Consider the following 18960-nt stretch of genomic DNA (forward strand, 5'->3'; position numbering starts at 1 on the left):
AGGGCGGAATGACAAACCCCGCCAGTGACGGCGGGGCGCAGTCAGGTCAGGGTTAACCCTGGAAAACGCCAGGGCTGAGCAGGACGTCGATCTCGTCACCGGCCGCAGCGGCCGCCTCGAGGGCGATCCCGGCAATGCCGTTGTTCACGCCCGCGGCGGGTGCGGCGGTCACGGCGCGCCCCTGCGCGTCAGCGGTGACGCGGGCACCGGCAGCGACGGCGGCGCCAGCGCGCACCTTCGCGACACCGGACACCATGACGGTCGCGCCGGACCCGGCGGGCGTGTCGAACTCGACAACACCGACGGGCTGGTCAGCGGCTGCCACGGCGGTCGTGGCAGTCTTGCTGGCGCTGAGTTTGACGAGCGTGCGGCCGGTGAGTGCGATCGCAGCAGTGAGGGCGATGGATTGTCCACGTTGAGCCATGAGGTGTTCCTCCTAGGAACTGGATTGGGTACAGCGGCTTTACCCGCGCAGGTGCGGGTACTTCTTACGGGCAAGGACGATGGCGTCCTTTTGGCGGACGGACGGGTTTTCCGCTTTGACTTCCTCCAGCGCCTGGTCGAGGGTGACGTGGCTGGTGGTCTGGTGGAAGGTCTGCTCGCCCGTCTTGACGATGCCGACTTTCGCGAACTCCAGCAGGGCGAGGGCGATGACCTCACCGGGCTTGTGTTCGCTGGTTCTGCCGCCGCGCGTGAGCTTGATGGTGGCCTGGCTGTCGAAGTCAGCCTCGAGGAGCGGGCGGGCGAGATTCACCACGTGAGGGGGAACGCCGGCGCGCTGGAAGTGATCGAGGGTGATGGCCAGGGAACCGTCGAAGTTCTTGCGCCTGAGCTTGATGACTTCAGCCTGCGCGTCGGCCAGTTCGCGTTTCAGCTGCACTGACCGGGCGGGGCGGAGGTCTGAGAGTTGGATGGCCTCCAGGCCAGGAACGAAGGGGCGGTTGGTGAGTGCACCACCGAGCATGACGGGCCCCGTGGGGTTGCCCGTCTTGTCATTGATGCCCGGGTGAACGCTGACGGACCACCAAGAGAACTCGCCGTTCTTGATGGACTCAGCGGCAGGTTTGGTGAAGTCGACCAGCGCGTACACCCGCTCGCCTTCGAGCTTCAGGTCGCAGATGTACCCGCTGGCTTTCTGGCTGGCCGGATCCGCGCTGGGGTCATCCATCGCGTGCCCGTAATCCGCAGCGACGCGTGGCTTGCCGTCCGGACCGATGCCGCCGAACACACCGGCCTGCAGGTTCTTCTGCCAGCTGTTGAAGTCGTCTTCGGTGAAGGTGATCGTGCCGTACTCGTCGTGCTCGTACGTGCCGAGGTTGATGACGTTCACCCAGGTGGCCGTCTTGCCTTCCTCGAGCAGGGTGGGCTTGAGGGGCGTGAAGAACCGCCGGCGGGACGTGGGCCGGTCGCTGAGCTGCAGGCCGGGCAGTTCCCCGCCAGCGCCCTCGGTCGCCGGGGGTGGCTCGGCGGTCGCGCTGGCCTCCTGGGGTTCCCCGAGGGTGGGCGTGCCGTCCGGTGCGACGCGCAGTTCCACGGTGTGCAGGGTGCCTTCGTCCGTTTCATCCTCGGGGTTGAGGACATCGAAGGTCACCTCGGATACCAATTCCTCGCCTTCACCGGCATCTTCGACGGTGACCTTGGTGATGGTGACGAGCTGACCCGGGTACTTCGCGCCGAGCAGCGACGTGGCCGCGTCACGCACCTGCGTTTCGCGATCGTCCGGTGTGGCCAGCGTCTGCGCCTCTTCCTCGACGGGAGGTGCAGCGGCCGCGGGCGAAGCGGGCGGCTCGTCGATCACGGCCGTGATCGACGCTTCGGTGGCAGCCACCTGCTTCTTCAGGATCCCGGCGATCGCTGCGGTGGTTTCCGCGTCGCCTGCCTGGGCGGCTTCGACCATGGCCGCCTGCAAGTTCTCGTTGAAGACGCGGGTGCCGCTGCGCAGCATGCTGGTCAGCAGGTGGCGCGTCAGCGTCGACGTGGGCTGCTCGGGCGGGATGGCTTCTCCCTCACTTGCAGTCGCGCTGGCCTCGCCGGGCGTGGCGTAAGTCGGCACGACTTCCACCGGACTGCCGGCCAGGCTGACGGTCAGGTCGGTGACGGTGAAGTCCTGACGGTACAGTTTGCCGTCTGATTCGTTCTGGTACACGGCGTAAGTGCCGTACAGGTCACGCACCCAAATGACCCACGGAACGTAGGTACCGTCCGGCTGATCACCGGCGCCGGGATTCAGGAGGGCTTGGAGTTGCTGGCGAATCTGGTCTGAGCTGAGTTCCACGGTGGACCTCCAATGAAAGAGCCCCACCGATCGGTGGGGCGGGCTTGTGGTGCGGGGTTAGGGGCGCCGGCGGGGGGCGTGCAGCCAGTTGAGCCAGGCGAAGTAAGCGAGGATCAGCACGGCCAGGATGAAACCGAGAATCCAGGGCAGGACGAGCCAGAACGCCCAGCACTTCACAGGAACACCGCCACGGTCGGCGTGATGGTCTCGTCGACCAGCGTGCCGTCGTCTTGCTTCACTTTCACGGTGCGGGGTTCCATCTTGTGGACCTGCCACTTTTTGAGGTGCTTGGCTTTGAAGTTCGCGCGGCTGGTCCCGAACGATTCGGGCGGCACGGGTTTATCGGCGGTCTGCCGCACGCGGCACACGAAGGTTTTGTTGCCTTGGGCGTCAACGGCCTCACCGCCGCCGAGGGCGGGCGCGCACGCCTCGAAGCCGCTGCTGTCCGGCACGCCCAGGCCGACGCCGTGCTCGTCTTTGGCTTCCGGCAGGACCATGATGTAATCGGTAAATTCACGCATAGTCACCTCAGATGGTGGGCAGGGTGATGCGGTTGAGTTCGGCGAGCCAGCGCACGTCCAGGTCGGCGATTTCCTGTGCCGTCATGGCGCGCGGCGTGATGAAGGGGATGCCCAGGCCAGGAGCGCCAGGGGCGATCAGGCCAAACGTGTGCTTGGCCTGCCCCTCTTGACTTCCAAGAACGAGGGTGGTCGCCTGCACCTGAAGTGGTGTGGCAACCGTGCCACTAAGAGCGCCTTCGCTGTAGACGCTGACGCTGGAACCGTCCGAAGTGACAATCGTTCTTAACCAAGTGCGGGCCACGTTGTTTGGCTGTGCGACTGCATTACTTGTCCCGTTGTAACGTACTTGGCGGCCATAGCCGGTGCCGTGCCGCACTTCGAGCGCCACGCCCAAATCACCCCCGGAACCCGTGCCGAAGCTGAGCGGGGGTTGCTGAAACCCCGTAACTCCCTCGTTCCAGTGAGCGACGGCCAGCGTGAACGGCTGGAACGGCTTGAGGAGTCCGGCCAGCCCATTGGCCGTCCATGTGTCGTGGGCTCGCGTGGTCGCCGTTCCCGCTGTGGAGGGAATGAACGAGGAAGAAAAGGCCGCGCTGCGCTCGAACTGTGGCGCGGCGATTCTAAAGGTGTGGTCCACCGCGAAGGGCAGGGCCGCGGTGGACGGAATGGTGACGGTCACGAAGAAGCGGTCAAGCGCATTGGCGGGCTCGGCGGGAGCGGCGACGCTGGCCACCCCACTGATGCGCTTGAAGGTGCGGTCAAGTTGCGCGTGGACATTGACTGAAATACTCGTCAGGTACGATCCGTCGCTTTGCTTGGTCAGGTCCGAGTACAGCGCAAAGGTGTTGAGCTGCGCCTTATCCCCAGAGCGGAGCGCGGCGTGGATCGAGTAAGCGTGGTTATCCCCTGCGGTGTACGCGCCCACGACGGCGCCCGTTTGGAAAATGAAGTAGAAGCCGCGTGTCGCTTCGATGTTGCCGTATACCCGCACATCGAGGTAGTTCAGTCCATCCTGAACGCCGCTCCCGACGACTTCCGCGTTGAGGTTGCCGTTGTCGTAGCGGTGGAAGCTCCAGTGAGTCGAAAGGGCGGCGCTGCTCCCTGTTGTTCCCGCGAAGATCGGGCCGCTCATGGGTGCTCCGGGGTCGGTGCGTTTGATGAGGTTGGTGCGCTGCCCTTCGATCAGCACGGCGGGACTTCCGGTGTTCTTGCCGTAAATGCGGGGCACGTCATTTGCTACGAGGGGCATGTGTTACTCCCAGGCGCCCGAGGCGCGCGTGTACGTCGAGGTGAACAGGAGGGGGTTCGCTTCGTTCTGCGTGAAGTTCAGGCTGACGGGCAGGCGCGCGTAGACCCCGCCGACGGCGTCCCACTTGGCGGCGCTGGCGCGCATGAAGGCGCTGAAATCACTGCCGCGCGAGGTACGGAAGCCCAGTGCGTTGTCCTGTGGAGCGAACGTCGCGCCACCCGTCGCGCGCTTCTTGCGCAGGGCGATGACCGCGCTCACCTCAGGCTCCGGTGGACTGCGCCCAGACCACGACGATCGTGCCGCTGGTGTACGCACTGCACCTTGCCCGGGCGAAGGCGGCATCTTCGAGAATGTTGCGCAGTACCGGCGCGCTCTCCGTGCTGGCGGGCAGCCAGTCGACCCCGTTGTTACTGATCTCGATCACAACGGTGCCTGAGAACACTCCGCTCACCTGAAAGGACTTCAGGGGGGAGTTCTGGATAGGAATAGGGTTGGCGGCGCCGACGGCGTTCAGTTCCTGGCGGGTTTGTTGTGCGGGCATAGGGTCTCCAAGGAGAAACCCGCCACAAGGGCGGGTTTCTTCAGCTTTTAATGAGGGGTATGGGGACGGATTCCTGATGGAGTTGTAGAAGTAGGTTGCGGTGAGGTAGCGACAGCAGAGCCCTATCTAACAAACCCATCAGGTTATCCTTACGTGAGTTTGATTTTTTGAGTAGCAAGCTTAGCAGGATTAAAACACGAGTGAACTGGAGCAGTATTGGCAGATGATTCTCGGCCTCGGCCCGCTTTTTAGCACTGAGCAATCCTCCATGAACATATGTGCTGCGATTGTCGTAGCACTTCGCGAGCATGGTACTTGCCTCTATTGGCTCGACTCCTTCGAGACTAAGAAGCAAGGCAGCTCGCTGGCAGAGCCGTCGCTTCAACTCCGGCTTATTCTCTCCAAAAAGAGCTTCTAGGGCACCAACTAGACGAGCGATTTTCGCGTCAGTAATGGTGTCCACTTTGAACGACTCGTGATAGCGGCTGAGAGCTATGTCGATTTCAGGGTATCCAGTCCAAGTATCCCGACTACCGCTCGGTTTGCCCGAGTCAATCACCGCCAACACAGGCTCCCGAAGCACGCGGAACAACTCAAGGTGCTTGCTGCTGAACTCGAACCCTTGGTCTACTTTCCAGGATTCAGTCGACCATGACGTATGGACGTTGTTAAACGGCACATAGTTTTCTGCGATCGTCATGACCGCCTCAACACTGCCTGTTCCGATGAGGGAGAGGGTTTGGAGCATTCTGACAGCATCTTCTTGGTACGCATCTGCTGAGGGGTACTTCTTGTGGATATCGAGGACTGCGGATGGGTAATCACGAAGTGGTGAGTTTCGCTCCCCGAGTATCCTTAAATCCGCAGCAATATCCTCGGCAGTAATCCTCCTGAGAACTACTCCGGGCTCTAACCCGTACGACTCCTCCATCAAGTAGACGCCAGTTATCCAGGAGGTCGTTATGAACGTTGGTCGTTCCCCAACCGCTCGGTCAACAAGGGCATCTCGCACCTTGGTGAATAGGTGAGGGTTGTCGAGCTTTCCTTCGAGAAGGGCATGGACAATTCTTCGGAGAGTGGTGTCTATAACTACCTCACGCCCCGCCTCGCCTTGGTAAGGAGGTCCTAAGAGGGCCTCTCTCGCTTTAGCAATAGGATGCGCAGGATCTTCGAACTCTGCCATCATCTGGACGAAGGAGGACATACCCTTAACTAAACGAGGTCTCTCTTCCGAGTGATGCGAGGTGATTTGAAGTCTTGGCTCAAATCGCATTTCTGACGGAAGCCAGACTTGTTCGGTTCGGCGATAGACCAATAACTTCCCACTTTTAGCAGCGTCCGCAACCTCGTGCACAATAGTTTGCAGGTACAGATCAGCGAGCCTGGTTGCAGTGTTGCGGTCGGGGTGGGTCACTCGATCAATTTAGGGCTTACAGATCGTGTATGCGACGCACCCAGTTGCCGTTCGCGTCTTCCTCTTCGAGCCAGCAGCGGCAGTAGATGCCGCACTGGGTCTTGCCGTCGCCTGGAATGGCGGGCAGGTCCCGAATGGAAGCGTAGACGCCCGCATGCCGGGGGCAGTCAGGGCAGTGGCTGGCGAGGTTGTCGAGCACCCAGCGGATGCGGCCGTGCGTGACGTCCGGGTCCTCTTCGCGCTGCATGCGCTTGTCCACCCAGCCTTCGACGATGGTCGCCCAGTAGTCACCGCCGCCCTGCTTGGTCACGTAGCCCATTCTGACCTGGATGAGGCCGTGCAGCTCGCTCGCCGTGGCGCCGGGCAGGTCTGTGGCGATCTTCTGCCCGACTGTGGCGATCGTGCGGGCCAGTCCTTCCTCGAGGAGCTTGAGCCGCTCAGCGAGGGTGGCCAGGCTGTCTGGTGTGGGGGTGGGGCCGAGGCCGAGGGTGTAACCGGCCGGGATGGCTTCACGGTACGCGGTGAGGGCCAGCTTCTGCAGTTGCCGCAGTCGGGACTCCAGCACGGCCGGACGCTCGACGTCGATCACGTCAGCGAGGGCTTTCGCGGTCCCTTTCGACCAGGTCTCGTACAGCTCGCCGAGGAGTTCCTGGAAGGCTTTCGTCTGCGTCTCCCACTCGCGGCCGTGTGTGGCTTTGCGCACGCCGGGCACATCGAGGTCGAAGGTGTGAACCTTGGGGACCTTGGCCGTGGCCTGAATCGCTGCTGGAGCTGCAGCGGCGTGCCCGGGCTGGTCGCTCCCGGCGCCCTGGGCCGTCACGCCGTCCCCGATTTCCGAAGCGAGCACCGGCACGCCGAGTTCCTTGGCGAGAGCCTCGGTGTCGACCTTGAGGGCGCCGGGATTGTACATCAGCACCTGACCGAGGAACTGCTTGAAGAAATCCTGCAGGAAGCTCTTGTTGCCCTGGCTGAGCTTCACCGGCGCGAAGGAGGCGTCGACCACGGAGGATCCGAAGTTGTAGTCGATCAAGGGGCGCGCCCAGCTGGCCGCGATGAACTCCAGCATCTCGGCGGCGAGGGCCTCTTCGGACATCAGGAAGAAGTCCGCGAGGCTCTCGACCATCGCGAAGCTGCCGCCACCCTGGCCACTCGCGATGAGCTTCTCGGGGACGAACATGGCGCGCAGTTTCTTGAAGTCGTAGTGATCGAGCAGCGTGATGAACTCGCCGGCCTTCTGCGGGCCGGTGAGGTACTCCATGTCCCAGCCCTTCTGGTAACTGAGGCTCTCGCCGTTCTGCACTTCCTGCAAGGGGAAGGCGATGGCACTGCCGGCCCGGCTGTCCTCGGCGACACGTAGGGCGTCAGCGAGGGCGAGGTCCACGTACGCGCTCTCGGGGTTGTTGGGGTCGGAGACTCGCAGGTCGGGCTCGTAAAAGACTTTGCGCTGCGGGATCGCCTGGTCTTCCATGTAGCGGTTGCTGAACTGGTAGAGCAGCTGCTGCCACCACCAGTACTTGTACGCCGCGCGCGTGCGGGGGTTGCCGTAGCGGTTCCCGAACTGCTCGTCGTGCGTATAGATCAGCGCCTTGTCTTCAGGGACGTCCGCGCGACCGCCGCTGGTCTGCTTGAAACCCAGGCCTTCGCCGCGCTCTCCGGTGATCAGTTCGATCGCCGCGGGGTGCATCCACTTGAGCTTCTCGTACACCACGGCGTTCCCGGACCACAAAGTGCGGCCACGGCGCTGAATGGTGGTGTCCTTGTACGTGAAGACCTTCTCGGCGGCCGCGAAGCCGAACTCGAGGGCGCGCAGGATGTTGCGCATCAGGCGCAGGCGGTTGCGGTCGAATTCGTGCTGCAGGAACTCGCGCACTTCCGGCTCGGGGTGCACGACCTCGGGGCGCAGCGTGAGGATCGGCAGCTTGATGATCTCCAGCCCGGCCTTCACCTGCCCGTCGAGCGCCAGGCGTTCGAGTGTCACGGGATCGAGGCGTGTGAGGACGCCTTTGCGCGGGTCTTCGATCTGGGTGTAGTAGCGGCCGGTGGTCTGCACTTGCGGATCCTGCCGGCCGGTGAGTTCCCCTTTGGGTGGCCGGGTCAGGCGGCTGTCAGCGGCTTCGAAGAGTCGAGCGGCGCGGGAGCTGCCGAGCGTCAGCGTGAGCTCCGCGCGTTCGGTGCTGGAGAGCTGCAGTTCTTTGGTCATGGTGGTGCTTCACCTCCTTTCGGTTGGCGGGAAGGCTGGAAAGGTAGGCGAGGTACGAGGAGCGGGTGAGGGTGTCACCCGTGGCACGAGGGCGACGCGCGAAGCGTGCGGCGATCTTCGCCCACGCTTCGCGCCAGCGGCGACCGAATTCTCTGGCCCAATCGAGCAGCGCCTGGTGAAGGGGTGTACGGTCGTGCACGTCGTGTTCCTCCAAAAGTCCCGGTGGGTGTGGTGCTGGCCCGGCCGATCGTGCCGGCCCGGTTTGGTTTGGGTCGCTCGTTCACTTCACCGAGCAGCCAGTTGTAGGCGGTGGTGTCCACCTGGTCATCGTTCTTGTCCTTGTCGGTGCCGGTGAAGCGCGCGTGCTCGGTCACGAAGGCCGCGCGGTCCCACTGGACGTGCTCTGCTTTCGGAACGCGGATGGCGCCGCGGTTCCAGGCGGCCGAGGCGGGCAGGGCGCGGGTGTACTTGTCACCCATGGTTCGCGGGTTGAGTCGGTTCGTCCGGAGGCCGCGCTTCTCCAGGTACTTCACGACGGCCACCTGGTTCATGACGCACTCGATGGCCACCTCGACACCCCAGGTCTTCTGCACGGCGAGGGTCTGCTCGAGCAGTTCGTCGAGATCCCACTGGCCACGCCGGACGTCGATGATGTCCATGCGGTGCTCGACGCCCGTGCCCCAGTGCGCGGCGACTTCGATGGTGGTGAAGTCGGCGGTGCTGCTGTCGCTCGCACCCTGGTCGCACACGACGGTGATGCGCGCGCCGAGGCTGCGCAGGGCCTGCGGGGTGTAGACGTTCGGGTACTCAGCGGGCGCGTCGCTGAAGACGTTGCCGCCCTTGAGGTAGGGCCGCTGCTGGAACTGCGCGGCCCAGTCGTACTCACCGACGAGTTTGCGGATCCCGTTGTACCGCTCGCTCGGGAAGCGCTCAGGCCACAAGCCCTCGCCTTCCTGGCGTCCGAGCGGGTCAGCTTCCTCAGCGGTCGGTTCGGCAATCGCGGGCAGGCTGACCACCTTCCAGTTGAAGGCACCGAACTCCGGATCCTGCCGGTTCTCCAGCAGCCACCCTGTGAGGTCCTCCGTGTGCCAGCGCGTCTGGATGATGATGATGCGCGCGTTCGGAGCGAGACGCGTGAAGGCGTCACCCTTGAACCAGTCGATCACCATCTGCCGGATCTTCCCGCTCTCGGCCTGCTTGCGGCCTTTGATCGGGTCATCGACGATCAGCAGGTGCGCGCCTTTTCCGGTAAGGGAGCCATCCACACCGGACGCGAGGAAGCCGCCGTCTTCAGCGGTTTTCCACTCGGTGACTTTCTTCTGGTCAGCGGCGAGACGGAAGGTGGGAAAGAACTTCCGGAAGGTCTTGCTGGTCCGGACGTAGTTGCGGATCTTGCGGCTGCGTTCGGTGGCCAGCTGGGAGCCGTAGCAGGTGTACATCACTTCGTGGTCGGGATTCTGGCCCATGTACCGCTCGATGAACGCGCCGACCGTCTCGCTCTTGGAGTGGCGGGGTGGCATGTTGATGATCAAGGCCTCGTTCGGACCGAGCTGGTCGAGCTCACGGCACAGCAGCTCGATGTGTCGGCCGACGGTGTACTTCGGGTACCGGGCGCGGTAGTACTCCTCAAGGGTAACGTCCTGGCCTTCGTTGCTGGCGTCTTCGAGGCGTGCACGCCTCAGGGCGTCAGCTGCCGGGTTTGCCGAGGACGGGGATGGTGGCCCAGCGTCGCTCGACGTTTTCGAGAAGCTTGGTGCGCGTAGCTGGGTCACTGATCACCTCCTGGGTGGCGTGGAGTACTTCGACGGCGAACTGCTCGAGCAGGTGGTTGACGGCCGCCATGCTGAGCGATTGCTGCTGCTTGTGTTTCTGGATGCGGTCCGCCATCGCGCCGACCTGCCCGAGCAAGCCCACGACGCCGGCGATGTCCGGGACCTGGCGCGGCTTGGGGGCGTACTTCTCTGGGAGGGGCAGTTCGGGTGGTTCGCCTTCCTCGTACCCGAGGTGCTGGCATTCCTCGATCCACTCGGCGAAGGCTTTGCGCCACTCGCGCATGTCACTCTCGAAGGCGTGGTTGAAGCTGGCGTGCCACGCGAGAATCGCGTCCGTCACCAGGCCGTGCCGGTCGAGGTAGTCGTGCACGACGGCGCGCATCAGCAGCACGTCCTGCGTCAGGTCGAGCGGATCGGGATCCTGCTCTGCCTGCTCGAGCAGTTCACGCAGCCGGGCATGCTTGAGCAGGCTGTACCGGCCGTGCTTCACCGGGGTCTTGCCGCCGTGCAGGTAGCATTTGCCCTGGCTGGGGTGGTCAGTCTTGAAGCCCGCCGCGTTCCGGCACGTCGCTTCCTTCCCGCGCAGCTTGGCGCCGCAGAGGGGGGAACCTCCATAGGGTTCCGTGCGCTCTCTCTTCTTCATAGGGTATCGACATCACCTGCTTCGCGCCCATGAAGAAGCCCCACCGAAGTGGGGGCTCTTGGGGGTCGATTTACTCTTCTGGTGCGTTTTACTCTTCTGGTGCGTTCTTTCGGTGGTGAATGCGGTACAGCAAGCGCTCCACGATGATCTGCGCTCCGGAGTGGTGTGCGCGCGGGCTCGTGGTGACCTGGTGCTCCGCTCCACTGGTATCTCTGATCACCACGTGATGACCTGGGCCCTCGCTTCCAACGATGTCCACCGAGACGATGTGGTTGAGAAGGACGAGTTCACCGGTGCTGGTCTCGACGACTGTTTGCTCAATGATGTTTTCCACGTCGAGCAGCTTAACAACAGCCCCCCGAATGGCTGTCAAGAGGGAGCGCAAAAACGCGCATCAGGACAGAGTCTATCGGAGAGGTGTGCTCGGGACTGGTCGGCCTCGCCGGGCTTTGCAGCTGGTGCAGACGGTCGTGCCGGGCCCGTGGCTGGTGCGCTTCTCTCCGCAGTCGGGGCAGGGATCGACGAAGACGATGCGGGTGCGGCCATTGTGGCCGTGGATCTGCTCGACGTCGCTGATAGAGTCGTAGAAGGCGTTGCTGCAGGGTGGGACGAGCCAGCGCATGGCGACGCGGCCGTCCGTGAAGATCACGCCCTCGACGACGGTGCCGGTGCCGCTGCTGCCGCTGACGTCTTCATCACGGATGAGGTGGAAGCGTTTCGTCATGGACTCCCCGGAGGGGCTGGCGGCCCCATGGTGCGTTGAGGACCCAGATCAGGTTCTGGATCGGCGTGCCGTCGACGTCGGCGAGCTGCAGGGCTGCGTTGACAGCAGTGAGTTGGCCGCGGTCGTAGGCGAGCAGGATCCGCTCCCGCTCTGCCAGGCGCTCGGAGCGCGTCACCGTGGCCGCACCAGGTGGTGACGGTAGTGCGGGTCGGTGTCGCGGATGGGCAGGAAGTTCAGCGAGTGGGCGAGTTGCTCGAGGCTGGTCGTTTCGATGAACTCTCGCTCGGTTTCCGGTCTGAGGCGGGCTTTGCGGCCAGCGTGGAGGCGCGCCCGGGCCGCTTGCTTTTTGCGTTTGCGTCGGCTCATGGCGGTCCTCCTGGTTGCCCTATTGGGCGTTTCTGGTGTTTCCCCGCGGGGAACGCCCGGACTGCTTCCTGCAGGGAGCAGGGAGGGTGCCGGGCGTGGGGTGTGTGCCTGGAGTTGGCGGTCGTGCCGGAGGCAATGAAAAAGCGCCCTCAGGGGGCGCTGGTGTCCTCGGGGACGATACCTCAATGTAGGCTTTCTGAGTCAAGCATTCAAGCGTCTTTAACTGTGACTCATGTTACAGGCCGGACACGGCGGGCTCGGCCGGAGTAGGCCGGTGCCAGTTGCTCGACCGGCACGCACTCTTCCTCGTCGATGTCCGGGGCGACAAGGATGACCAAGGGCTTCACCCGGGGCTTCTCTGCCAGGAGGCTCACGCCCAGCAGCAGCAGCCTCGCCAGGTTCTCCCAGGCACGCATCGCCGTAGCGTTGGGATCGAGGTCCTGGAAGTACTGACGCAGGGCCACCTTGTCCTGAGGCTCGAGGTTGAAGAAGGCGACGCGGTACTGGGCGGTGGTGATGTCGCGCTGACAGCCGATCGTCAGGACGCGGCTGTCCGTCATGACGGTGGTGCGGACGCTGATGCGGATCTGGCCGCGGTCCGGGTACCCGCGCGACTCTCCCGGCCGGCCATAGGTGGCGTTCGGCATCACGAGCGGCTCCCACAGGCCCTGGGTGATCTTGTCGGCCAGCTGGTACACGATGACCGTGAAGAGGATCTCGCTCTGGGTCTTCTGCCGGCGCGTGACGACCGGCGCCGCGGGGTCCGGGGTGTGCCGGGCGATGACGCTCAGCGGCACCAGCTCGCGCTCGACCGGAGTGTGGTCCCGTTCGGGGTACGGCGTCGTGCGGCCCCACACGTTACGTGGCACGTGGGTCAGCTGCGCCTGGCCGACCGTCAGGGCGTGCCCGTCCGGGAACTGCACGCGGACGCTGGGGTTCTTCGCCTCGAGGTTCGGGGCGCGCAGGATCGAGACGCGCTGCCCGGCCCGCTCGGCGTGCTGGCTGGTCTCGCGTGGCGCGAAGATCCACTCTGTGCCCACCGTGAAGTCGGCCAGGCGGCGGACACGGCGTTGGCGAGTGACGAGTTGCGCCTGGATGTTGGGGGGTGGGCGCACGGCGGCCATGGTCATCGGGTCTCCATTTCCTGGGCGATCAAGAGGGCTTCTTCGACGGTCCAGGCGACGAAGATTGGCAGACCGGCGCGGCGCAGTTCAGCGTGCCGCGCCAGCTGCTCCGGGGTGGGCCCGTTGCCGGGCTGCTTGAGTTCCAGCCAGAAGGCCCGGCCGGGCCGGAAGACGTACAGGTCGGGGATTCCTGTGGTGCACCAGATGGCGCCGCCGCGCGTGCTGCCCTTGAACAACTCCCAGCAGATCCAGCCGAGGTTTCCGAACTCGGCAACGATGTCCGCCTGCAGCTCGCGCTCGGTGGCGCTCGGGCCTGTTGGGACCGGCGTGGCAACGCTCTCTTCGGGAGCGAAGAGATGTGGGTGTTTGCGCTTGTACCGGGCGAGCTGGTCTTCGTTCATCGGGCCTCAATAAATGAAGTGAGTTACGGGCGAGGCTTGAGGGGACTCTCAGGGATACTCATATGTTAAGGCCGAAAAAGGTTGTTGTCTCTATGGAAACAAACAAGCTCATAAACAGCGTCAGATTCTTTAGGTGATCGAACCGTGAAACCCTCTCGTCAGCGCCTGAGTCACACTGAATTCGGAGGCTCCCTTGAAAAAATTCGTACTCGTCCCGCTGCTGATCGTGATCACCGCCTGCGCGCCCAGCGCGTCGTATGGCGGCGGCCCCAACTGCACCATCGGCAAGCCCTGCGGAAACACCTGCATCTCGCGCGACAAGACCTGCCGGATCGGTGACGCCGACATCGCTGAAGAACTGCTGACCGAGCACCCCGGCATCACGGGCACCTGAACGGGCCAGCCACCAACCCTCGTCGTCAACTGAACCAATGCCCTAACACCTCTCCTACTCAGTCGCTTTCGACCGGGTACAGGTGGTCGCACAGGCTGTCTACGCTGATCTCGTAGAACCGGGCGAACCACACGAGCTGGCGTGCCATGACGTTCTGACGCCCACTCTCGATGTGCGATAGTCCCGAGCGGACGAAGAGCCCACCGCTGGCTTCCACGACTTCCTCTTGTGACAGGTCGTGCTGCTGACGGAGGGCACGCAGTTTCGAGCCCAGCACCTCGTCGCCTCGCTCGCCGCCTTTGCCTTCGCGTGCGGGCTTCTCTCGGAGTTCCGAAATCTTCTTTGCGGTCAGCATCGTCGTTCCTCTCAAGTCAGTCGGCCGCTTCGAGCAGCTGGAGCTCTTCAGGTGCGCTCCAACCACGAGGCTTCCGGACGGGTGTCTTCATGCGATCGATGCGGTCGAGCGCTTCCCAGCCTCCCACGGCGCCTCCCAGGAAAAGCAGGGTGGCCACGGCGAGCTGTCCTGGGTTCTCGATGCCGCCAGAGCCGTCCTCCATTTCGCTCCGCCGGCGAGTTGTGCGGCCAGGCCGGACTGATGTGGCGTCCAGGAAGCCGGCGCACATGGGCAGCCAGCACAGGAACAGCGTGATGCCGGTGAGGGTGCGCAGGAACAGCTTGCTGGGCGTGGCGCTGTAGAGGATCACTGCGTGCCGCCCTGCGGGCGGCTGAGGCCCTGCTGGCGTTCGTCGACCGTGGCGTAATGCTGCTCGAGCAGGTGCAGCTTCGTCAGCAGGCTCGGCAGGCGCACCCGTTCCTTGATTTCGACGTAGCGCAGCGCGGCCTCCACGCGCTCATCCGGATCGCTCGACGGATTGCTGGAGTAACGCAGCGCGCTCTCGGCAGCTTCGTAGAGGGCCATCTGACAGCAATCCTCACGACGGCGGGTGTAGGTGTGCTCACGGATCGTCACGGTCACACCCTCGGCACGGCAGTGCGGGCACTCGGCCTGTTGTGCCGGGCTGACAGGGCGAGGCTTCTTGACTTCGCGGTGCTGCAGCGAGGTGGCCAGCGCCTGCGCGGCGACCGGGTGGCGCCTCAGGACATCCCACACCGACTCGGCTTCCTGGGTCACGACGCGCCTCCTTGCGAGCCGACCGGCGCACCCGCGTTGCGGGCCCGGCTGAGAATTTCCTTGACCTGATCACCGGCCGCCACGCGCTTCTGCGTGACCTGGCTCTCGGGTTTCGGGCTGGCTTTGGGCGCCACGGCCGCATCGAGGGCGGCAATCAGGGGCGTGCGCCAGGTCTTGCCGGCGTACTCGGCGCGCTTGGCCTGCACCTGCCGGGCCACCCAATCCGAATCGAGCTCCAGCCACCGGGGCCGGTCGGCAAACTCCTCGAGGAGGGCTCGCAGGAACGGCGCACCGAACGCGCGGCGCAGCTGCACTTCGCTGGTCGGCCCGGCCGGCGCCGGCGGAACCTCTCCCCCACCTGGCGGCCTTCCGTTCACGCCCACGGGTGGCTCGAGTTCGTCTCCCGAAACGGTCAACGCAGTTGCTGCACTGCCCGCGTCAGCGGGTGCGCCGTCAGGCGCTGCTGTTTCCTGAGGCGCAGCCTGAAGTTCGAGCGCGCGAACGTCGGTCGCCTGGCATTCAAGTTCAGGAACGTACTCTCTCTCTGACGGTTCAAGTAACGGTTCAACTGACGGTTCTGCACCCACTCCAGCCGCTCCTGGCGCAATCTCAGGCCACGTTTGGCATAAAAAGTTTTTACCGTTCCGTAAAAAGTTTTTATCGAAAGGTAAAAACTTTTTATCCGAGGTGGCCCACTGGCCGTCTTTCACGGCCTCCTGAAGGCGTAAAAACTTTTTATGGCTGTTGCGTTTCTTGGCGCGCGGCTTGCCTGCGGTGGTCTTGCCTGCCGCCCGTTTGCGTGTCACCCGGGCCTGCCGCTCGGCCACGTACAACTCATCGCTGTACGGTACGGCCGGGTAGAGGATGTCGTACATGTCCGTCTTGCCGTTCGGCGCGCCACGGACGTGCACCCGCAGCTCCCCAGCGGTCACCAGCTCCTGGATCAGGACATCGACGTACTCGAGGCCCACGCGGGCCTTGCGGGCCAGGGTGTCGCGCCCGGGCCAGGCGCCCGAGCCGTCATCCTTGGCGTTGTCGGCGATTGCCACAAGCAGCAGCAACTTGCTGCCCTTCTGGCGGCTGTACTCAAAAACTTTATCGATGGCACGAATACCCACGGGTAAATTCCTTTCAGGACGGCGAGGCGACGATCGGCGCGGGCCGGGTGTAGAAGAAGCGGGAGCGCAGCAGCTCCTGGTGCAGCTCGTAGTCGGACAGTTCGGCGAGGGCTTCGCGCTGGCGGGCGCTGATCACGTCCTGCCAGGTCAGGCAGGCGCCACGGTTGGCGGCCGCCGCGACGATCTCGTCCATCGCGAGCTCACGGTCGAAGCCGGGCAGAGTGCGCGTCACAATGGCCGTCCTTTCGGCGCCGTGGTGCTTGACGCGGCGAGCGGTGCGGCCGGGATCCAGCCGGGCTTACCGCCCTGCAGGGCGCGGCAGTGGCAGCCCCGGCTGGTGAGGGGTTGAGGCAGGTTCGGGTGCGGTGGACCGTACGGCTTCTGCTTCTTGTCGTGCAGGCTGACGAACACCAGTTCATCGAACGCGTCATGCGCGGCCCAGCCCAGCTCGCAGGCCCCAAGGGCGCTGCCATCCAGCTCCGGCGCCCAGCGGCCGCAAGTGCCGCACACCTCGAGGTCCTCTGGAGTCCAGTTCAGCCGGGGATCCTGGTCGTGAAGCGTGGTGCGCAGCTGCCGCACGACCATGCCGGCAGGCCGGCCCGTCCACACGCCACTCCACTCGTGCGTCACGACCTCGTATTGACCCGCTGGCCAGCCGAGATCCCGGGCAATCACCTGCGCTTCCGTGATGCCCGGCACGACACCGTCACGCCACAGCAGCACCCGCGGAGGATCGGCGTACACCCGCACGCACAACCCACCGGCGAGCACCCGGTCCTGACGCTCACCGGTCGCCATGGCGGCCGACAGCGCCTGCCCGAGCAGCCCGGTGAGGCTCACGCCAGACTCCCGAACAGGCTCGGCTGGCGCCAGCTGGTCGCCATGGTGACCGCCCGTGGCTTTGGGGTGATCAGCTCCACTACCTCGTCGTAGGTGAGGGTCGTCACGACCCGTCCAGCGGCTTCGTGCACGGACCGGAAGGTCTCACGGACTCCTGGCAGGTCCGCCGAGCAGCCGAACCACTTGCCTGCCGCGTCCCGCGACACCAGAAAGTGCGTCGCGGCCTGAGTCACGAGCGGCCCCCATTCCCGGCCACCAAGGCCTGCGCGTGGCGTTTCTGCAGCTCGCTGATGTCGAGCTTGCCCAGCACGTCGCGCCGGTACGCGTCGCGCGCCAGGCCTTTCTTGCCGAGCGCGTCGAGGAGCTGCTCGGTGAGTTCGTCTCGGTTTCCCTCGACGTCGGCCGTGCCCTGCAGGTCCTGCCACTGGGCGCCTTCCTCGACGTGGTTCAGGTGGGGCACAGGCCGGGCCGATGGGATCGACGGCGGCTCAACCGGTGGGGCTTTCTGGGAGGCCCTGCCGGGCAGGGCGAAGCGCTCGTCACGGCGGCCACCTCGGAACACTGCGAGGGCCACATAGCCGATGTCCCCTTCACCGGTCTCGACCAGGTGCGGCGGGTCAGTGGGCTTGGCCCCACGCGAGTACTTCACCGCCGCGGGCAGGCGCATCTTCCGGGTATCGACCGCAGCAAGTTCCCGGCGCTTCCAGACGTGCCCACGGCACCACACGCAGGCGTCGCCGTCATCGCTCGTGAACTTACGCCCGCCCAGCAGCGCCCAGTGGAAGTCGCTTTCGTTCTCCAGTGGCAGCTGGAAGCCACCGGCAGGGATCTCTCCGGAGTGATAGCCCTGCGCGCCCCACTGGGCGAGCGCGCGGAACTGACCGCCCTCTTCGAACGCCACGGTGATCTGCTCACCGAGCGGGCCGGTGAGGTGCAGTTGGCCACTCACGCGCTCACGCTCTCTTTCGGTGCCGGAAGTGGCGTGGTCTGGATGGCGAGTGCCAGGCGACCAAGGACGGCGTACAGATCGCCGCGCAGGTCGGTCAGTTCCGCTTCCTTGTGGCGGATCTGGGCCAGCAGATGGCGCAGGTCCCTCAGGTCTTGCTCCGGGGTGGGGTCACTCATGCGCCACGTCCCGGAGTCGGAACTCACGGCGCTCGACGACACGGCGGCCCGTGCGGACGGTGATGCTGCCGATGCCGCGCTCAGCAAGCCAACGCGCGTTTGGTGAGGGGCGTTCGTGCAGCACACCACGCTCGAACAGCACCCGATGCGCGTGGTCGTGGTCAATGGTGCAGCCCCGGCTCTCGGGGGTCATGATGATGGTCTGGCGCTTGATCACGAGCGCGCTCCTTTCCAGGCGATGGCCTGTGAGAGGGCCTTGCCGCCCACAATGGCGAGGGCGGTGTACAGGGCGGCGTCGACGAGTAGGTGGGGATTATGGGGTGCGGCGAGGCCCGCGGCCATCGCTTTGATGGCCGCAGCCACGACGATCAGGGCCAGCAGGAAGCGGCCCATCAACGGCGCCGCTCCAGGCAGTCGGGGCAGATCACGAAGCTCGCCTTGCCGCAGTCGCAGCACCGCGGGCCGTACAGTTCGGCCAGCAGGGCGCGCACCAGGCGGTCGAGACGCATCTCCAGCAGGGTTTCGTCGTCGAGCCAGAATTCAGCGGTGTGATACGCAGAAAGGGGCGCATCGTCGAAGGCGTCGTGTTCGTGGTGCTGGAGTGCGGTCATGCAGCCTTCCTGCTCACGCGCAGCGCCAGCTTGTGAAGCAGCTGGCCAGGCTTGGCGTGGTACGTAAAGGTGATGGCGCCCGCGAGGCCGGGCTGCCAGGTGCAACGGAGGGTCAGCCCGGCGCGTTCGGCTTTGAGGCGCAGAGCACGCATCTCGTTGGCGCAGCTGGGCAGCGTCCTGTCGGCGCTGAGCGTGCCGCTGATCTGAATGCCGGTCTCAGTCATCAGACCGGCGAGGTCGTGCTTGATCAGGTGCAGCTGCAGGGCCGCCGCGTGGGTGGCGCAGTCGGGGCCGAGGATGCCCAGGCCGGGGACATCGATACCTCCGTCACGAAGGGCGCGGCCGCAGAGAGTGCAGCGCACAGCGCTTGGGACCCGAGCAAGTGAAGGCCGCTTAAGGGACTTCTCGGCGTTTCCTAATTGTGAGAGGGGGGTTGAGGCTGCTACTGTGTTCATCAGGACCTCCAGTCCGTCCCGCGCGTTCGGTGATCTGCTTGCCTGCGATCACACC

At 64.7% G+C, this 18960-nt stretch carries 30 protein-coding genes; 1 reads left to right on the forward strand and 29 read right to left on the reverse strand.

What is annotated here, in order from left to right; genetic code table 11:
* Positions 1-52: 52 nt before the first annotated feature.
* From DEIPE_RS07085 to DEIPE_RS07160, 16 genes are all read right to left on the reverse strand, one after another.
* Positions 53-424 (reverse strand): capsid cement protein, encoded by a 372-nt coding sequence (locus DEIPE_RS07085; protein ID WP_015235298.1) that lies wholly within the window; start codon positions 422-424, stop codon positions 53-55.
* A gap of 39 nt (positions 425-463) precedes the next feature.
* A complete protein-coding gene (locus DEIPE_RS07090; RefSeq protein WP_015235299.1) occupies positions 464-2275 on the reverse strand; it encodes a phage protease in 1812 nt (603 codons plus the stop codon).
* Between the two features lie 173 nt (positions 2276-2448).
* Complete coding sequence (locus tag DEIPE_RS07095) at positions 2449-2796, reverse strand: hypothetical protein (RefSeq protein ID WP_015235301.1); 348 nt, start codon at positions 2794-2796, stop codon at positions 2449-2451.
* A gap of 7 nt (positions 2797-2803) precedes the next feature.
* Complete coding sequence (locus tag DEIPE_RS07100) at positions 2804-4045, reverse strand: hypothetical protein (RefSeq protein ID WP_015235302.1); 1242 nt, start codon at positions 4043-4045, stop codon at positions 2804-2806.
* Between the two features lie 3 nt (positions 4046-4048).
* The gene (locus DEIPE_RS07105; protein ID WP_015235303.1) at positions 4049-4303 is read right to left on the reverse strand and encodes a hypothetical protein; all 255 of its coding nucleotides are present in this window, start codon (positions 4301-4303) and stop codon (positions 4049-4051) included.
* 1 nt (position 4304) lies between these two features.
* A complete protein-coding gene (locus DEIPE_RS07110; protein ID WP_015235304.1) occupies positions 4305-4586 on the reverse strand; it encodes a hypothetical protein in 282 nt (93 codons plus the stop codon).
* Between the two features lie 40 nt (positions 4587-4626).
* Entirely contained in the window at positions 4627-5790 is a 1164-nt protein-coding gene (locus DEIPE_RS07115; protein ID WP_041230747.1) for a HEPN domain-containing protein, read from the reverse strand.
* Positions 5791-6016: 226 nt separating this feature from the next.
* The gene (locus tag DEIPE_RS07120) at positions 6017-8200 is read right to left on the reverse strand and encodes a phage portal protein family protein (RefSeq protein WP_015235306.1); all 2184 of its coding nucleotides are present in this window, start codon (positions 8198-8200) and stop codon (positions 6017-6019) included.
* A 74-nt stretch (positions 8201-8274) separates the two neighbouring features.
* Positions 8275-9972, reverse strand: coding sequence for a terminase large subunit domain-containing protein (locus DEIPE_RS07125; protein WP_015235307.1), 1698 nt, complete (start codon positions 9970-9972; stop codon positions 8275-8277).
* Positions 9887-10615, reverse strand: coding sequence for a hypothetical protein (locus tag DEIPE_RS07130; RefSeq protein WP_015235308.1), 729 nt, complete (start codon positions 10613-10615; stop codon positions 9887-9889). Before DEIPE_RS07130 ends, DEIPE_RS07125 begins: the two co-directional genes overlap by 86 nt.
* Positions 10616-10703: 88 nt before the next feature.
* On the reverse strand, positions 10704-10949 hold the full coding sequence (locus tag DEIPE_RS07135) for a hypothetical protein (RefSeq protein ID WP_041230748.1): 246 nt from the start codon (positions 10947-10949) through the stop codon (positions 10704-10706).
* Between the two features lie 72 nt (positions 10950-11021).
* Positions 11022-11339, reverse strand: a complete 318-nt coding sequence (locus DEIPE_RS07140; protein WP_015235310.1) for a hypothetical protein — start codon at positions 11337-11339, stop codon at positions 11022-11024.
* A complete protein-coding gene (locus DEIPE_RS23840) occupies positions 11311-11514 on the reverse strand; it encodes a hypothetical protein (protein ID WP_015235311.1) in 204 nt (67 codons plus the stop codon). Before DEIPE_RS23840 ends, DEIPE_RS07140 begins: the two co-directional genes overlap by 29 nt.
* Positions 11511-11705 (reverse strand): hypothetical protein, encoded by a 195-nt coding sequence (locus tag DEIPE_RS07150; protein WP_015235312.1) that lies wholly within the window; start codon positions 11703-11705, stop codon positions 11511-11513. Before DEIPE_RS07150 ends, DEIPE_RS23840 begins: the two co-directional genes overlap by 4 nt.
* A gap of 230 nt (positions 11706-11935) precedes the next feature.
* A complete protein-coding gene (locus DEIPE_RS07155) occupies positions 11936-12835 on the reverse strand; it encodes a hypothetical protein (RefSeq protein WP_015235313.1) in 900 nt (299 codons plus the stop codon).
* Positions 12832-13230 carry a VRR-NUC domain-containing protein gene (locus DEIPE_RS07160; protein ID WP_015235314.1) on the reverse strand — a complete coding sequence of 133 codons (399 nt, stop codon included), beginning with the start codon at positions 13228-13230 and terminating at the stop codon, positions 12832-12834. The genes DEIPE_RS07155 and DEIPE_RS07160 overlap by 4 nt, the downstream gene beginning before the upstream one ends.
* Before the next feature lie 193 nt (positions 13231-13423).
* Here DEIPE_RS07160 and DEIPE_RS07165 point away from each other — a divergent pair, with 193 nt between their 5' ends.
* Complete coding sequence (locus DEIPE_RS07165; protein ID WP_015235315.1) at positions 13424-13624, forward strand: hypothetical protein; 201 nt, start codon at positions 13424-13426, stop codon at positions 13622-13624.
* 58 nt (positions 13625-13682) lie between these two features.
* Here DEIPE_RS07165 and DEIPE_RS07170 read toward each other — a convergent pair whose 3' ends face one another.
* From DEIPE_RS07170 to DEIPE_RS07230, 13 genes are read right to left on the reverse strand one after another with little or no spacing between them, the layout of a single operon-like run.
* Positions 13683-13979, reverse strand: a complete 297-nt coding sequence (locus DEIPE_RS07170) for a helix-turn-helix domain-containing protein (protein WP_015235316.1) — start codon at positions 13977-13979, stop codon at positions 13683-13685.
* 16 nt (positions 13980-13995) lie between these two features.
* Positions 13996-14328 (reverse strand): hypothetical protein, encoded by a 333-nt coding sequence (locus DEIPE_RS07175; protein ID WP_015235317.1) that lies wholly within the window; start codon positions 14326-14328, stop codon positions 13996-13998.
* Positions 14325-14756, reverse strand: a complete 432-nt coding sequence (locus tag DEIPE_RS07180; RefSeq protein WP_015235318.1) for a hypothetical protein — start codon at positions 14754-14756, stop codon at positions 14325-14327. Before DEIPE_RS07180 ends, DEIPE_RS07175 begins: the two co-directional genes overlap by 4 nt.
* On the reverse strand, positions 14753-15874 hold the full coding sequence (locus DEIPE_RS07185; RefSeq protein ID WP_015235319.1) for a hypothetical protein: 1122 nt from the start codon (positions 15872-15874) through the stop codon (positions 14753-14755). The genes DEIPE_RS07180 and DEIPE_RS07185 overlap by 4 nt, the downstream gene beginning before the upstream one ends.
* A 13-nt stretch (positions 15875-15887) precedes the next feature.
* Positions 15888-16106, reverse strand: a complete 219-nt coding sequence (locus DEIPE_RS07190) for a hypothetical protein (protein ID WP_015235320.1) — start codon at positions 16104-16106, stop codon at positions 15888-15890.
* Positions 16103-16714, reverse strand: a complete 612-nt coding sequence (locus DEIPE_RS07195) for a hypothetical protein (protein WP_015235321.1) — start codon at positions 16712-16714, stop codon at positions 16103-16105. The genes DEIPE_RS07190 and DEIPE_RS07195 overlap by 4 nt, the downstream gene beginning before the upstream one ends.
* Positions 16711-16947, reverse strand: coding sequence for a hypothetical protein (locus tag DEIPE_RS07200; protein ID WP_015235322.1), 237 nt, complete (start codon positions 16945-16947; stop codon positions 16711-16713). Before DEIPE_RS07200 ends, DEIPE_RS07195 begins: the two co-directional genes overlap by 4 nt.
* The gene (locus tag DEIPE_RS22980; RefSeq protein WP_015235323.1) at positions 16944-17663 is read right to left on the reverse strand and encodes a single-stranded DNA-binding protein; all 720 of its coding nucleotides are present in this window, start codon (positions 17661-17663) and stop codon (positions 16944-16946) included. The genes DEIPE_RS07200 and DEIPE_RS22980 overlap by 4 nt, the downstream gene beginning before the upstream one ends.
* The gene (locus tag DEIPE_RS07210) at positions 17660-17839 is read right to left on the reverse strand and encodes a hypothetical protein (protein ID WP_015235324.1); all 180 of its coding nucleotides are present in this window, start codon (positions 17837-17839) and stop codon (positions 17660-17662) included. The genes DEIPE_RS22980 and DEIPE_RS07210 overlap by 4 nt, the downstream gene beginning before the upstream one ends.
* On the reverse strand, positions 17832-18056 hold the full coding sequence (locus DEIPE_RS07215) for a hypothetical protein (RefSeq protein WP_015235325.1): 225 nt from the start codon (positions 18054-18056) through the stop codon (positions 17832-17834). Before DEIPE_RS07215 ends, DEIPE_RS07210 begins: the two co-directional genes overlap by 8 nt.
* Positions 18053-18232, reverse strand: a complete 180-nt coding sequence (locus DEIPE_RS07220) for a hypothetical protein (RefSeq protein WP_015235326.1) — start codon at positions 18230-18232, stop codon at positions 18053-18055. The genes DEIPE_RS07215 and DEIPE_RS07220 overlap by 4 nt, the downstream gene beginning before the upstream one ends.
* Positions 18232-18450 carry a hypothetical protein gene (locus DEIPE_RS07225; protein WP_015235327.1) on the reverse strand — a complete coding sequence of 73 codons (219 nt, stop codon included), beginning with the start codon at positions 18448-18450 and terminating at the stop codon, positions 18232-18234. The genes DEIPE_RS07220 and DEIPE_RS07225 overlap by 1 nt, the downstream gene beginning before the upstream one ends.
* Positions 18447-18812, reverse strand: coding sequence for a hypothetical protein (locus DEIPE_RS07230; protein WP_041230750.1), 366 nt, complete (start codon positions 18810-18812; stop codon positions 18447-18449). Before DEIPE_RS07230 ends, DEIPE_RS07225 begins: the two co-directional genes overlap by 4 nt.
* Between the last annotated feature and the right edge of the window lie 148 nt (positions 18813-18960).

Origin of the sequence: Deinococcus peraridilitoris DSM 19664, from assembly GCF_000317835.1 — a bacterium.
GTDB lineage: Bacteria > Deinococcota > Deinococci > Deinococcales > Deinococcaceae > Deinococcus_A > Deinococcus_A peraridilitoris.